The organism is Pseudomonas sp. H3_D04, from assembly GCF_054669175.1.
The window spans coordinates 3,116,396-3,129,283 of sequence record NZ_CP162801.1 but is presented as its reverse complement, the minus strand read 5'-3'; the positions used below and the strand labels follow the sequence as shown (position 1 = coordinate 3,129,283).

Genomic DNA, 12,888 nt, shown 5'->3' with positions numbered 1-12,888 from the left:
TCGTAAATCCGCTTGCGTTAAAAAGTCCGACTGTTTCAGCGGTGAGGACAGTAAATGAGCGCGGCTCTCTCAGGCACTTATCGTAAGTAATGCAACAACTAATGGATCCAATGGAAGTATCTGGCGCCCATCTAATTTACGCGGGCCAGTTATCATGCGGCTTTCCGGGAAGTTGCCGATTTACCGTCGGGGTGAGTTGCTTTGACTGAAATAACCGTTTGTCGGTAGTCTGCTCAAAAAATGAACATTCTAGCCTCTGCGCCCTCTGATACTTCAGCATGTCACCATGACGTGTTATTGCTGTCGTAAAAAAGAAGTGGAAAAAAACCTCATGTGCAGTGAATGCAAATGGGGATTTTTTTATCTGAAATTCAGGAGGTAATAACTAAGCCGGTCATTGAATTGCCAGGTAATTCAATGGGCTAAGCAGTGTCAGGTCGACGATTTGGCATATCTTATAAAAAGTAAGATCGCACAGGGTTTGAAGAGCGAAATGCCCTGTTGAAGAACCGATCTGTACTATCGAATAAGGTGGGGAACTTACCGTGGCGATAAATACAATTATGAGCCTGTTGGAAAACAAAGAATGTATGGAATTTTTGCGGCTGGGCGTTATTTACGTTCATTTATTGTCGTGTTGCGTGGCTATTGGTCTGGTGTTGACCAGTGATATTGCAATGGTTAAAGATTTATTGAAACGGAAAACGTCCTCTGGGCATGATCATGCTCACATGGAAAGTCTGCAGAAGTCGGTGGTGGTTGCGTTAATCGCGTTATGGGTAACCGGTATCGCTGTCATGGGAATTGATTACCTGGATAAAGGTATGAACTACTTCATGAACCCAAAACTTCAAGCCAAAGTTATTATTGTCATGTTGCTGACCTACAACGGCATGTTGTTGCATCGCCTGGTATTGCCCGCTTTGCAAAAGGCCGGCTCCTTGCTCGATCTCGGATTCAGCGCACGGATGCTGGCGCTGTTTTGCGGCTCGCTGTCGGCGGTGTCGTGGATGTACGCGGCCATGCTGGGCGTCGGTCGCCCGTTGGCCTGGAAATACTCGCTTTCCGAACTGTTGATGGCGTATCCGGTGCTGATCGCATTGGGTTTCCTGACCATGCTGGTGTTGACTCAGCGAGTCAAACAACAGGACTACGCCGTTTTCTCAGCGCGGACCGTTGCGAGCCAGTGCTAGGCCCGTTCAGCGCGTAAGTCTGGCGGGCTTGTTTTAAAGCCTGGCAGTGGCGACTTTCTTAGTGCAAGGCAATATAGGCCTGCACTGAGAAGGTCGCTTTTTTTTTGCCGCCATCTTGGCGCGTAACTGTAAGCGGGTACGGTGAATGGATGCTCCCTTATGGCTAGCGGTGCTTCGCGGCTTGCCTGTCCGTTCGATATCAGTAAAGCTTTGCCGCGCCCGGTCCCGGGCGGGTTGGCTACATGATCCAATGGTTAAGGAAAGCGTTGAATGACACTCAGGGTGATGGTGGTCGGTGGCTACGGAAATTTCGGCAGCATCGTTTGCAGGCATTTAGTTGCGATGCCAGACGTAGAGCTGGTGGTCTCCGGTCGTAACTCACACAAGTTGCAGCGCCAGGTCAATGAACTGAAAACCCAGTCCGGCCGTGTCTGTGAAAGTTGGTGCGGTGATGCCATGGGCAGTGCGTTCGGCTCCGCGCTGAGCGCGATGGGCATCCAGTGGGTCGTGCACACCGGGGGCCCGTTTCAGGGGCAATCCTATGCCGTCGCGCAAAGCTGCATCGACGCGGGCGTGAACTACTGCGATCTGGCTGACTGCCGCACCTTCGTCAATGGCATTGATGTGCTCGACGCGAGCGCAAAACAGGCCGGCGTGGCCGTTCTCAGTGGGTGCAGTTCGGTGCCGACGCTGTCGTCGGCGCTCATCGACCACTATCGATATCGCTTCAAACGCATCGACTCGATCGCGCATGGCATTTCTTCCTCGGCCAAGATGCCCGGCCTCTCGACAGTCGAAGGGGTGCTGGCCTATGCGGGCAAACCAATCAAGCAGCTCAAGAACGGCCAGGTGCACGAAGTGTCGGGCTGGCAGGATTTGACCCTGCGCAAGATGCCGCAATTGGGGACTCGTGTCCTGTCCAATGTCGATGTGCCGGACATGGATATCTTCGCGGCCCGTTACGGCGCCCATACCTTGAGTTTCAAGGCAGGTTCGGGCCTGAAACTCGGTGGCGTGGTCAACTACGTGCTCGCCGAGGCGTTGAGAATCGGGCTGGTGCGAGACTCCGCGGCGTGGGCGGCAAGGCTGCATCGTTGGGGGACGTGGTTTGAGCGATTCGGTGATGGCTTGAGTGCGATGTACATCGACGTCGAAGGGCAGGGCGTTGACGGGCAACCGCTGTCCATGACCGTGCAATTGACGGCGCACAATGACAAGGGCCCTGAAATCCCGAGCTGCGCGGCTGTCGCCCTGGTAGCAAAACGGGGCGCGGGTTACGTGCCGGCACCCGGCGCCCGTCCCTGCGTGGGCGAGATCAGCGTCGACGAGTACATGGCCGCGATCAACGACCCCGCCAATCTGCAGCTGTCCGTGCGCTTTTCTGACGAGCAGGGCTGAGCATGCTCTATCTGTGCCTGAAGTACCTGCACGTCATTGCCGCGATTTTCCTGTTCGGGTTCGGCATGGGCTCCTATCTCTATCTGATCGCGGCCAGTCGCACAGCCAACCCGCAAGTGATCGCGCACGTCGCCAGAATGGTGGTGCGCTTCGACACCTGGGTTACCACCCCGGCAGGCTTCATTCAGATCGTCTCCGGTTACCTGCTGATGAAAGTGTCCGGGCTGCCCATGAGCACTGAATGGATTCTGACCTCATTGATCATTTTCCTGTGCGTAGGGTCATTGTGGCTGCCGGTGTTGGTGCTGCAGAAGCGGCTGCACGGGATGGCGTTGAGCGCGGTGGAGACGGGCGAGGGGCTCGACGCGCAATACCGGTCGGTCTACCAGAAGTGGTTCTGGATGGGCGTGATGGGTTTTGCGGGGATGTTTGTGATCGTGATGATGATGGTCACGAAGATGACGCCGATGCAGTTGATCGAGGCGGTGGCCTAGCGCAACGGCCACGCCTCATATTTGACCTGGCGTTGTCGCCTAGTGGGTCTCAAGCCACTCCTGAAACCGGGTCGCGCCGACAATGGGATTGGCACCTGGTGTCAGCGACTGGTCATTGATCGGCGCACCGAAGTAAGGGACCGTGTCGTCCGCGACGGTCTGGCGCGGGTCCCGGGTGTGCTTCAAATAGTCGCTCGCGAACTCGATGAGGGGGCGGTTTTCAGGGCCGGCCACTTCGACGGTCTGATTGATCGGTGCTTTCAACGCGATGTCCGTCAGTGCCGCCGCCACATCGGCCGAGGCTACCGGCTGCAGCGCGGCGGACGTCAAGTGAATGGTGTCGCCTTCCTCGCGCCCGGAGTGAGCAATGGCATGGATAAACTCGAAAAACTGCGTGGCCCGCACAATGGTGTAGGGAATGCCCGACTTCTTGATGAGTTTTTCCTGGGCCATTTTCGCCCGGAAGTAACCGCTGTCGAGCATCCGCTCGGTGCCGACCACCGACAGCGCAACATGGTGTTTGACGCCGTCAATTTTCTCCGCCGCGATCAGGTTGTGCCCGGCGGTTTCGAAGAAGTGCAACGCCGCGTGGTCCTCGAACGAAGGCGAGTTCGACACGTCGACCACCACGTCCGCACCTTTCAACGCCTGCGTCAGCCCCTCGCCGCTGATGACATTGACGCCGGTGCTTGGCGACGCCGCCAAGGCTTCATGCCCCAGATCCTGCAGGTTCTGGCAGAGCTTGCTGCCGATCAGCCCGGTGCCACCGATGACGACGATTTTCATGTCCTGTCTCCCGAAGCGGTGAGTGCTTGAATCATTAAACACCTGTGCAGGTGGCCGTATCGGGCGCTGGTGCACGTTGCCGACAGGAGGTCGGAAGTCTCAATGCCTGGTGGAATAAACGGTGGTTCTTTGCTTTAGTCCACCTGTCTGGCCAGCGTGTGCCACGACTGGAGCGCCCCATGAACTCTCGATTCCCGTCGTTTTCCGTACTGGCTGCTGCGCTTGCCTTCGGCTTTTCTCCAGGTGCCGAAGCGGCCGAATACACGCAAGTGAATGAAACCGCCAGCACGATCTCCTTTACGTACAACCAGTTCAGCTCGCGGGTGTACGGCACGTTTGACACGTTCAAGGCCACGCTCGACTTCGACACGGACAACCCCGAGGAGGGCCGTGCCGCGCTGACCATCCAGCTCGACAGCATCGATGCCGGTAGCGAAGACGCCAACACCGAACTGCAAAGGCCCGCCTGGTTCGACACGCAGAAGTATCCCGAGGCGACGTTTGAATCGACCACCGTGAACGCGCTGGGTGACCACCGCTATTCGATCACCGGCAAACTGACGCTCAGAGGCGTCACCCGTGAGGTGACCGTTCCGGTCCTCCTGAAAGAGGAGGGGGCCATCGGGATCTTCGATGGCCAGCTAACGCTCAAGCGTAGCGACTTCAAGGTCGGCGAGGGTGAATGGGGCGACACGGTTGTTTCCGACGACATCATTATCCGGTTTCGGATGGTTGCGCCGCAGCGGTAGCGGTCAGTGGGGTCTAACGGCAAGCATCCGCCACGGCCTTCTCGGCCCGTTCAATTTCCTGCTTGATGTCCGTGGTGATCCGCTGTTCCTTGAACTTCTGTTCGAGAAATTGCTGGCTCCCCTGGTTTTTCAGCTCTGCGTCGGTGGCGGCGTCCTGCGCCTGCAACTCGGCAGCGTGTGCGTCTATGACGGCTTCAACCTCGGCATCATTCTTCGCGGTATCCAGGGAGCTGACCAATTTGCCGACTTCGGCTTTCTCGGCTTCGGCGTAAGCATCGACAGACAGCCCGGCAGCCATCGCTCGTGCTCGAATTTCCACCTCTTCCTTGTGCTGTCGAGCTGCCTTGCACACTGCATCCCGGCGCGCGCGTTCGCCAGTGTTCCATTCTATAAACCCATACGTCGTCACTCCGATCATGGTCAGGGTAATGACGGCGCTGATAAGTTGGGCTCTCACATTGCGCAACCTCAACAGTCAAGTGGATCCGTATAAGTCACTATCGCCCGATTCCATGGGAGGCTTCAAAAGCGTAGCAGGACGAACGCGTTGTACGTTGCCGGGGCAATGTCATTTGGCTCGATGCCTAGGGATAGCTCACTTTGTGCTATTACTTTTCTGACGATTGTCACAGAGGCTTTAAGGGCGCATTGCCGTGTATGTGCGGGTACCCACGAGTCGTAATTGTTTGTTTGCCTAGGTGGCAGGATGCCACAATCGCTTTTTTTGTCGCAGCATCATGATCAGGCGGATCAAATGGGTGGCCCAGGATTTCGGCACGACCAGGATGCTTTCATCGCAGCGCAGGTGCGCAGTGATCGATTGCATCAGCTTTTCCACCAGTCATTCCCTGCGATTTTCGGCAGTTTTCTGGCCGCGATCATGCTGTGCGGGCTGTGCTGGGAGCGTTTTGATCACTCCGTCATTTTCACCTGGATAGGGCTGCTGACAGCGTCGTCGTTGCTGCGCCTCCTGATGTTCGTGGCCTGGTTTCGCTGCCCGGACAGTGAGCGCACCCCCCAACGCTGGGAGAAGAAATACGGGTTCACGCTGGTGTTGTCCGCCGGTATCTGGGGGGCGGGTGCATTTGCGGTCATGCCGGCAAACGACCTGTTGGCCCAGGCACTGGTCATGCTTTTTGCCGTCGGCATGTCGGTCAGCGCGGTGTCGTGTTATTCGGCGTATCGATACATGACGCTGGCGTCGATTGGCCTTGTGTTGTTGCCGTGTACGCTCTGGCTGCTGTTTCAATCGTCAGCGATTCAGGTCGGCATGGCGCTGGCCGTGATTGTGTTCGCCTCATTCGTGGCCAGCGCGACACGCAAACTGGCCGAAGCCCTGGAAACCGCCTTCCTGCTAACCCGCGAAATGGAACGCGCCCATCGCATTGCCACTTACGCCGCACAGACCGATGAACTCACCGGCCTGAAAAATCGCCGCGCTTTTTTCGAGCATGCCCAGCAACTGTTCCATGACTGCCAACACAACCGCTTACCGTTGTGCGCGGTGATGCTGGATATGGATCACTTCAAGCACATCAATGACACCTACGGTCATCAGGTCGGAGATCAGGTGTTGCGGCAAATGGGCGTGATCATCAACCGGTCCTTCCGCGACACGGATGTCTTCGGCAGGCTCGGCGGTGAAGAGTTCGCGATCCTGCTCCCGGATACTTCCATTGAAGTCGCCCTTAACATCGCCGAGCAACTTATCCAGTCGATCGGTGGATTGATGACCGGACCGGTTCACCGTATATCGGCCAGCCTCGGTGTGGCAGCGATGGACATCGGCGACAACGATTTTCAAAGTTTGCTGAATAACGCGGATAAAGCGCTGTATCGAGCCAAGGCGCGTGGGCGTAATCAGGTAGCTGTTTCGGAGTAGGGAGATAGAAAGGTTTTTCGGCCCTGCTTGAAAGCATTCACGCGATTGGCGGGTTGCGCAATTGTTGTAGCAGCCGGACGCTGGCTGCTACAGGCAGGCGGGCGTTTAAGCGAGCTTCACATTCATGGTGATGCGCGCCGTGAACACCTTCTTGCCTTCGGCATCATGAATATCCACCGGCACGATCTTGTCGCCCTCCGTCCGCCAATCCACCGCCTCGCCATCGGCCACCGCCGTCACATCGCTCTTGGCCTTGGCCAGATACTCGACCGTCATCCCTTTCGGAATCCAGCGCGCACCGGCGGGAATGGACACGTCGGTCATCGTCCCTGCCGCCAGTTCGGCGGCGTTGCACATCGCAATCGCATGAACCGAGCCCAAGTGGTTGGTGATCTCCTTGCTGAACGGCACCTGCACCGTGGCATGACCGGGGCGCAACGCCGAGATCAGCGGCTTGATGGTGCTGAAGTAGGGCGCCACCTGGCAGGCCATTTTGCTGAACGCTTCCGGGCCGGCGCTGTTGAACATGCTGAGAAACTGACTCATTTTGAAGCCTCGCTGAGGGATGGTTTTACAGAATGATGTTCCGTAACAGAATAATGTTCTGTGACGGAACAGTATTCTGTTGCGATTAAATCTGTCAACCTAGCGCAGCTTTCTCACCGGCAGCCGCCTGCCTTGTCATGAATTTTCTGGCCTGTATCCCGCATGGAAACCGCAGATCTACTCGAGCGCAGCTACCCCGGCAGAAGAGCCGAACTCAAGCGCGACATCTTCAGAAAAGCCTTGGCCCTGTTCAACGAACAAGGGCTCGAAGCCACGACCATCGAAATGATCCGCGCCGAATGCGATACCAGCGTCGGCGCGATCTACCATCATTTCGGCAACAAGGAAGGCCTGGTGGCCGCGCTGTTTTTCACCGCGCTGGATGACCAGGCACTGCTTCGCGACAGCTACCTCGCCGAGGCACAGACCACCGAAGAGGGCGTGCACGCGCTGGTCCACAGCTACGTCGATTGGGTCGACAGCCAGCCCGAGTGGGCACGTTTCCAGTACCACGCGCGATTTGCCGTCACCAAAGGGCCGTTCAAGGAAGAACTGGCCACCCGCAACAAAACCCGTAACCAAAAACTCGGCCAATGGCTGGCAGAGCCCGGCCGACGCGATGAATTGCGCGCGTTTCCGGCCGAATTGCTGCCGTCGCTGATCATCGGTCAGGCGGACAGTTACTGCCGGGCCTGGTTGTCGGGGAGGGTGGTCGCCAGTCCGAAGGCCTACCGGGAATTGCTGGCAGAAGCGGCGTGGCGATCAATCTGTGACAATAGCCCCGCCGAAACCCAGTAAAGCGATCCCGGAGTCAGAATTTCAATGCCCGAACTCACCCACTTCGACGCCCCGTGCCCGGAGCCCATCAACAGCCAGATCCTGCAGATGGTCGTCGACAACCTGACCGACATCAGCATGGTCGGCATCGTGCCGAGCAACCCGCTGTACAACGTGTATCAGTACGCGGTCGGTTACGAAGTGCATCTATACCTGGAAGCCCTCGGCGGGTCCAAGGGCATTGCGGTCGAGTTGATCGTCGCCACCGACGATGAAGACCCTGAAAAGGTCATCGGCTTTCTGCTGTACCTGCCGGTCAAGGACGATCCCGAAGCCTGCGGCGTGGCCTACATGGCCGTTGACTCGGGTCATCGCCGCCGAGGCGTCGCACGGGCCATGCTGCAAGACATGATCAGCCGCTACCCCCACGCCGAACTGACCTGCACCGTGGCCAAGGTGCCGTGGTTCGAGTCGATGGGTTTTCAGGTGCTGGGTGTGCGCGGCACGCAGGTGCTGATGAACACCCGCGACCACAGCAGCGAAGGCTTGATGGGACTGTTGGATGTCACATTTATCTACAGTTCTCTAGAGGTTCGGCAGATACATAACTACTTGCTGCAAAAACACGGAAAGCGCGCGATGGTCGATGCCGAAAAGCAACGCGACCGGCATCTGGACCAAATGACCCACAACGCCAAGGTGTTTGTGCTGAATCGTTTGGGCCGGGACGCGGCGAACGAGCCCCGTCTGGACTAGACTCATAAGTCCTTTTGGGAGCGCGTGGTCGTCCTGCCATGATATTCTGCGCGCCAACTTGGTTTGACCTATTCAGTTGGCCCGTCCTTGAGACGTGCCGACAGGATCAATGTCGCTCAAGTAGCTGAAGCCAATAATGATAAAAAGTCAGTTCAGTAGGGACATATAAATTGAGGTCGATGCAGACAGTCGGCCTTGTGTGCCCACCCTTCGATTCTTGTGTACGAGCACCCACGACGTCCTGCCTGAATGTCGTGAACCAAGGGGCCGTGAGCGGGAATGGAAGGGCGGATGGCGTTTTATCATAGGTGCTACAGATGTTTAAGAAAATGAACACGGCCCTGCTGGGGCTGGCTTTGTCGATGGGGATCACGTCCGTTCACGCGGCAGAGGCAAAGAAAGTCGATGTACTGCTGATCGGCGGCGGCATCATGAGCGCGACCCTGGGTGTCTGGCTCAACGAGCTGGAACCTGGCACTTCGATGGAAATGATCGAGCGCCTCGACGGCGTCGCCCTGGAGAGCTCCAACGGCTGGAACAACGCCGGTACCGGTCACTCCGCCCTGGCCGAGTTGAACTACACCCCGGAAGACGACAAGGGCAACGTACAGATCCCGAAAGCCGTTGAAATCAACGAAGCGTTTCAGATCTCCCGTCAGTTCTGGGCCTGGCAGGTTCAGCAAGGCGTGCTGAAAAACCCGCGTTCGTTCATCAACTCCACGCCGCACATGAGCTTTGTGTGGGGCGATGACAACATCAAGTTCCTGAAGAAGCGCTACGAAGCCCTGCAAGCGAGCCCGCTGTTCGCCGGCATGCAGTACTCCGAAGACCCGGCTGTGATCAAGAAGTGGGTTCCGCTGATGATGGAAGGGCGCGACCCGAACCAGAAAATCGCGGCCACCTGGAGCCCGATCGGCACCGACGTCAACTTTGGCGAAATCACCCGCCAGTTCGTCGCGCACCTGCAAACCACACCGAAGTTCGACTTGAAACTGTCTAGCGAAGTGCAAGACATCACCAAGAACGACGACGGCACCTGGCGCGTCAGCTACAAAAACCTGAAAGACGGCACCCAGTCCGAAACCGACGCCAAGTTCGTGTTCATCGGCGCGGGCGGCGGTGCACTGCACCTGCTGCAGAAGTCCGGTATTCCTGAAGCCAAGGAATACGCAGGCTTCCCGGTAGGCGGCTCGTTCCTCGTCACCGAAAACCCGACCCTGGCCGAGCAACACCTGGCCAAGGCCTACGGCAAAGCCTCCGTTGGCGCACCGCCAATGTCGGTTCCGCACCTGGACACCCGTGTCCTGGACGGCAAGCGCGTCATTCTGTTTGGCCCATTCGCGACCTTCAGCACCAAGTTCCTGAAGGAAGGCTCGTACCTGGACCTGCTGACCACCACCACCACGCATAACGTGTGGCCAATGACCAAAGTCGGCATCAAGGAATACCCGCTGGTCGAGTACCTCGCCGGCCAACTGATGCTGTCTGACGAAGACCGCCTCAACGCCTTGAAAGAATACTTCCCGAACGCCAAAGCCGAAGACTGGCGCCTGTGGCAAGCCGGCCAACGCGTGCAAATCATCAAGCGTGATGAAGCAGCGGGTGGCGTGCTGAAGCTGGGCACCGAGATCGTTGCATCGCAAGACGGCACCATTGCCGGCCTGCTGGGCGCATCGCCGGGCGCCTCGACGGCTGCTCCGATCATGCTGACCGTGCTGCAGAAAGTGTTCAAGGACAAGGTGGCTTCGCCTGCCTGGCAGGAAAAGCTGCATCAGATCGTGCCGAGCTATGGCACTCAGCTGAACGGCAGCCCTGAGAAGGTTGCGCAGGAGTGGGCTTACACCGCCAAGGTGCTGCAACTGACGCCGCCGCCAGCGATTGGTCAGGTAGCGGCTCCGGCTGCTGCTCCGGCTGATGCTGATAAGGCGAAAGCGCCGAAGGCTAATGCTGCCAGTGATATGGCTTTGTAAGTAGAAGCGTAATCAGAGAAAGCCCACTGACCGGAGACGGTCAGTGGGCTTTTTTGTGCTTCAAACTCAGCACTTGCTGGCCCGTAATATCCAAGACTGACACCGCCTCTGTGGCGAGGGAGCTTGCTCCCGGTGGGCTGCGGAGCAGACCCGTTCAGGCCATGCTCATTCAGAGCGGTACATCAATTCCAAGCGTTCTATCCACTCGTTTGTAGCGCCAAATCTTGCGTAATACTTCATTCTTTCCAGGTCACTCAATTGAGTGAGGAAGGGAATGAAGTAATTGTCGTTGTAGTACCCTTGAGCACCTTGCATCTCTCCACCCCACCAGGAAGGGTTGTACCCTTCAAACGCTATCCATGGGGGAGGAGGGGCAAAATTCTCGCGCAAAATAACATTCATGAAATCGATGCTGTTCGTAACCATTCGAACAGTTGTTGAGTTGAACTCCCTTGTGGGAAGTAAAAAATACTAATTGCTCGTTTTTTTCATCGTTAACATAGTGCTTTGCAGGTAGCTCATTAAATGTTTTTTCAGATGTGTATTTAAAATTTGCTTCGACGAACGCCAGAAATTTATGAGTGTCTGCGTGCTCAATTAAAAATGAAGAATAAAAGGCTGGAATACCCAGTCCTTCTAAAGATGATGTTTTGGGGTAGTAGGGCAGCCGACTAATTTCGCTTGTTGAAGGATCAGCGAAAATGGTTTTTAGCTCTGAAATGGAATATCCAGCAATTTGCTCTTCTGGTTCTTGCTTCATGAAGGATTTGAAACGACTAAAAAAACTCATCACCAGACCTCAGTCTTGTACGTAATCAGTAAGCCAGGTTGCACCCAAATAACCCGCCGTACCGAAGATAATTCCACCAACAGCAGCACTGACAATTGCTCCTGGGCCCGTTTCTATACCAACAGCAGCACCTACCGCCAGGCCAATCCGTCCTCCCGCGATTGCGGCCCCCCAACCTCCAGCTTGCTTGACTACTTCGACCGAGATCGGTTTGACGCTATTTTGCTTGATTGACTCATCTGTAGCCAACTTCAAGTCATAGGCGGTAAAACCGATGGCAAAAACCCTTACAACTCTCGCTCCCTTAATCAACATGTTTGTTGCTTTGTAGGAACTTGGGGTAAAGACTGCTTTGGCCGGTACTTTTTCAGCCTGGACCAGTACTTCTTTGTCTATATTCTTAACCCAATCTGCGATTTGGTCTATCTGGACGACTTTCTTTGGGGCGACTTTTTTGTATTCGTCGAGTGACTTTAATATCTCTTCGGTGGATACAAGCTTTGCACCTGCTGCTTTTGCTTTTTCTATATCAATGTAAACGGTCTTGCCCTCGAATCGCGGCGACCCGTTTGGAAATTCAGAGCTGGTAGATAGATAGCTGGACGGATATTTTCTGCTGCTAAATACGTGCTCCGCTACCGTGGCGTTGGATTTCGGGTCTATAGGTATCATGCCAAATTTTTCCGGCCATACCTCGTGCTTGATTTGAAACGCGGGGAGGTTCTTTGCGACAAGGTGAGGATTATCTGGTGAGGAGTAGATTTTGCGAACTAGAAAGCCATCTTTACCTATTTCATCGACGACAACGAACAAGTGAATGTTGGCAGGCATTGAATAGCCAGGCACATTGCTAACCGACCCGGCCTGTTGATTTGTAGGGACTTTACAAGAAAACTCAGTCATGCATCGCCCCACTTTTCGAGCGCGGCAACACCTGTGGTGATTTCCAGCGTTTCCTGTTTTTTGGTTGTGATTCGTGGCGTATGTCCTGACTCGTCAGAAAAGCCGGTGTAAACCCGGCCTGCTTCATCTTTGATGTGATACGGCACATAGGCAAGAGGCTGGCCGTCGCTCCCGAGAATACGAAACTGCTCATTGAATGGCTGCAACCACAACGGCATAGGTAAGGGCGGGACGAAGTCCGCAGGCGAGTGGACGTTGCCAATGATCACCGTTCCGGAGCCACTCACCACGTTGTTGCCGTGGGCACCAACACTGCCGACCGTTGCGGCGGGTTTACCGTTTATAAGAACGGTAGAAGCGACCTCTCCTACAATGCGGCTGCCGCACGTACTTTTGTCGTCTTGGCGAGCAGCAGCCAACCCGTCAAAGAATACGTCGGGAGAGCCAGCGGCGATGGGGTTTACTCCGTGGCCGGGTAGCGGACAGCTTGTGGGATCCGTGACTCGGGCAGCAGGTTTTCCAGCCATTTTGAACGTCCTTGTAAAATGTGAAGTGGAGGATTGTTACACAAAGAATCCGCTGACAACCATGGCCACCCTTTTTAGCCCATTCACGACCAATACTTCCCGAACGCCAAAGCCGAA

Annotated in this window: 14 protein-coding genes; 8 read left to right on the top strand and 6 right to left on the bottom strand. The window is 56.0% G+C overall.

Features of this window, described 5'->3' with window-relative positions; all coding sequences use genetic code 11:
* Positions 1-545: 545 nt before the first annotated feature.
* The 3 genes from AB4N91_RS14480 (at position 546) to AB4N91_RS14470 (ending at position 3,085) form a co-directional block, all read left to right on the top strand.
* Entirely contained in the window at positions 546-1,193 is a 648-nt protein-coding gene (locus AB4N91_RS14480) for a hypothetical protein (RefSeq protein ID WP_460112603.1), read from the top strand.
* A gap of 270 nt (positions 1,194-1,463) precedes the next feature.
* Positions 1,464-2,591 carry a saccharopine dehydrogenase NADP-binding domain-containing protein gene (locus AB4N91_RS14475; RefSeq protein ID WP_102593872.1) on the top strand — a complete coding sequence of 376 codons (1,128 nt, stop codon included), beginning with the start codon at positions 1,464-1,466 and terminating at the stop codon, positions 2,589-2,591.
* 2 nt (positions 2,592-2,593) lie between these two features.
* Positions 2,594-3,085 (top strand): DUF2269 family protein, encoded by a 492-nt coding sequence (locus tag AB4N91_RS14470; RefSeq protein WP_460112602.1) that lies wholly within the window; start codon positions 2,594-2,596, stop codon positions 3,083-3,085.
* A gap of 39 nt (positions 3,086-3,124) precedes the next feature.
* Here AB4N91_RS14470 and AB4N91_RS14465 read toward each other — a convergent pair whose 3' ends face one another.
* Positions 3,125-3,871: an SDR family oxidoreductase gene (locus AB4N91_RS14465; RefSeq protein ID WP_010459367.1), complete on the bottom strand. Its 747-nt coding sequence runs from the start codon at positions 3,869-3,871 to the stop codon at positions 3,125-3,127.
* Between the two features lie 179 nt (positions 3,872-4,050).
* On the opposite strand from AB4N91_RS14465, the gene AB4N91_RS14460 reads away from it, so the two are divergent.
* Positions 4,051-4,620, top strand: coding sequence for a YceI family protein (locus AB4N91_RS14460; RefSeq protein WP_460112600.1), 570 nt, complete (start codon positions 4,051-4,053; stop codon positions 4,618-4,620).
* 13 nt (positions 4,621-4,633) lie between these two features.
* Here the strand turns inward: AB4N91_RS14460 and AB4N91_RS14455 are convergent, their stop codons facing one another.
* Positions 4,634-5,077 carry a hypothetical protein gene (locus AB4N91_RS14455; protein WP_042932138.1) on the bottom strand — a complete coding sequence of 148 codons (444 nt, stop codon included), beginning with the start codon at positions 5,075-5,077 and terminating at the stop codon, positions 4,634-4,636.
* Positions 5,078-5,374: 297 nt separating this feature from the next.
* Between AB4N91_RS14455 and AB4N91_RS14450 the strand changes: the two genes are divergently transcribed.
* A complete protein-coding gene (locus AB4N91_RS14450) occupies positions 5,375-6,502 on the top strand; it encodes a GGDEF domain-containing protein (protein WP_458368371.1) in 1,128 nt (375 codons plus the stop codon).
* A gap of 105 nt (positions 6,503-6,607) precedes the next feature.
* On the opposite strand, the gene AB4N91_RS14445 is transcribed toward AB4N91_RS14450, so the two are convergent.
* Positions 6,608-7,048 carry a hotdog fold domain-containing protein gene (locus tag AB4N91_RS14445; RefSeq protein WP_010459379.1) on the bottom strand — a complete coding sequence of 147 codons (441 nt, stop codon included), beginning with the start codon at positions 7,046-7,048 and terminating at the stop codon, positions 6,608-6,610.
* A 162-nt stretch (positions 7,049-7,210) separates the two neighbouring features.
* Between AB4N91_RS14445 and AB4N91_RS14440 the strand changes: the two genes are divergently transcribed.
* The 3 genes from AB4N91_RS14440 (at position 7,211) to mqo (ending at position 10,551) form a co-directional block, all read left to right on the top strand.
* Complete coding sequence (locus AB4N91_RS14440) at positions 7,211-7,846, top strand: TetR/AcrR family transcriptional regulator (RefSeq protein WP_460112599.1); 636 nt, start codon at positions 7,211-7,213, stop codon at positions 7,844-7,846.
* Positions 7,847-7,870: 24 nt separating this feature from the next.
* The gene (locus AB4N91_RS14435; RefSeq protein WP_460112598.1) at positions 7,871-8,581 is read left to right on the top strand and encodes a GNAT family N-acetyltransferase; all 711 of its coding nucleotides are present in this window, start codon (positions 7,871-7,873) and stop codon (positions 8,579-8,581) included.
* A 317-nt stretch (positions 8,582-8,898) separates the two neighbouring features.
* A complete protein-coding gene (gene mqo, locus AB4N91_RS14430; RefSeq protein WP_083377015.1) occupies positions 8,899-10,551 on the top strand; it encodes a malate dehydrogenase (quinone) in 1,653 nt (550 codons plus the stop codon).
* A gap of 346 nt (positions 10,552-10,897) precedes the next feature.
* Here mqo and AB4N91_RS14425 read toward each other — a convergent pair whose 3' ends face one another.
* From AB4N91_RS14425 to AB4N91_RS14415, 3 genes are read right to left on the bottom strand one after another with little or no spacing between them, the layout of a single operon-like run.
* Positions 10,898-11,341 carry a hypothetical protein gene (locus AB4N91_RS14425; protein WP_460112597.1) on the bottom strand — a complete coding sequence of 148 codons (444 nt, stop codon included), beginning with the start codon at positions 11,339-11,341 and terminating at the stop codon, positions 10,898-10,900.
* A gap of 9 nt (positions 11,342-11,350) precedes the next feature.
* Positions 11,351-12,244, bottom strand: a complete 894-nt coding sequence (locus AB4N91_RS14420) for a glycine zipper family protein (RefSeq protein ID WP_224795517.1) — start codon at positions 12,242-12,244, stop codon at positions 11,351-11,353.
* Positions 12,241-12,771, bottom strand: coding sequence for a PAAR domain-containing protein (locus tag AB4N91_RS14415; protein ID WP_010459391.1), 531 nt, complete (start codon positions 12,769-12,771; stop codon positions 12,241-12,243). Before AB4N91_RS14415 ends, AB4N91_RS14420 begins: the two co-directional genes overlap by 4 nt.
* Between the last annotated feature and the right edge of the window lie 117 nt (positions 12,772-12,888).

Excerpts from the sequence above, each read along its gene's own strand:
- AB4N91_RS14475 (WP_102593872.1), top strand. The coding sequence starts at position 1,464 with ATGACACTCAGGGTGATGGTGGTCGGTGGCTACGGAAATTTCGGCAGC.
- AB4N91_RS14470 (WP_460112602.1), top strand. The coding sequence starts at position 2,594 with ATGCTCTATCTGTGCCTGAAGTACCTGCACGTCATTGCCGCGATTTTC.
- AB4N91_RS14465 (WP_010459367.1), bottom strand. The coding sequence starts at position 3,871 with ATGAAAATCGTCGTCATCGGTGGCACCGGGCTGATCGGCAGCAAGCTC.
- AB4N91_RS14460 (WP_460112600.1), top strand. The coding sequence starts at position 4,051 with ATGAACTCTCGATTCCCGTCGTTTTCCGTACTGGCTGCTGCGCTTGCC.
- AB4N91_RS14450 (WP_458368371.1), top strand. The coding sequence starts at position 5,375 with ATGGGTGGCCCAGGATTTCGGCACGACCAGGATGCTTTCATCGCAGCG.
- AB4N91_RS14445 (WP_010459379.1), bottom strand. The coding sequence starts at position 7,048 with ATGAGTCAGTTTCTCAGCATGTTCAACAGCGCCGGCCCGGAAGCGTTC.
- AB4N91_RS14440 (WP_460112599.1), top strand. The coding sequence starts at position 7,211 with ATGGAAACCGCAGATCTACTCGAGCGCAGCTACCCCGGCAGAAGAGCC.
- AB4N91_RS14435 (WP_460112598.1), top strand. The coding sequence starts at position 7,871 with ATGCCCGAACTCACCCACTTCGACGCCCCGTGCCCGGAGCCCATCAAC.
- mqo (WP_083377015.1), top strand. The coding sequence starts at position 8,899 with ATGTTTAAGAAAATGAACACGGCCCTGCTGGGGCTGGCTTTGTCGATG.
- AB4N91_RS14425 (WP_460112597.1), bottom strand. The coding sequence starts at position 11,341 with ATGAGTTTTTTTAGTCGTTTCAAATCCTTCATGAAGCAAGAACCAGAA.
- AB4N91_RS14420 (WP_224795517.1), bottom strand. The coding sequence starts at position 12,244 with ATGACTGAGTTTTCTTGTAAAGTCCCTACAAATCAACAGGCCGGGTCG.
- AB4N91_RS14415 (WP_010459391.1), bottom strand. The coding sequence starts at position 12,771 with ATGGCTGGAAAACCTGCTGCCCGAGTCACGGATCCCACAAGCTGTCCG.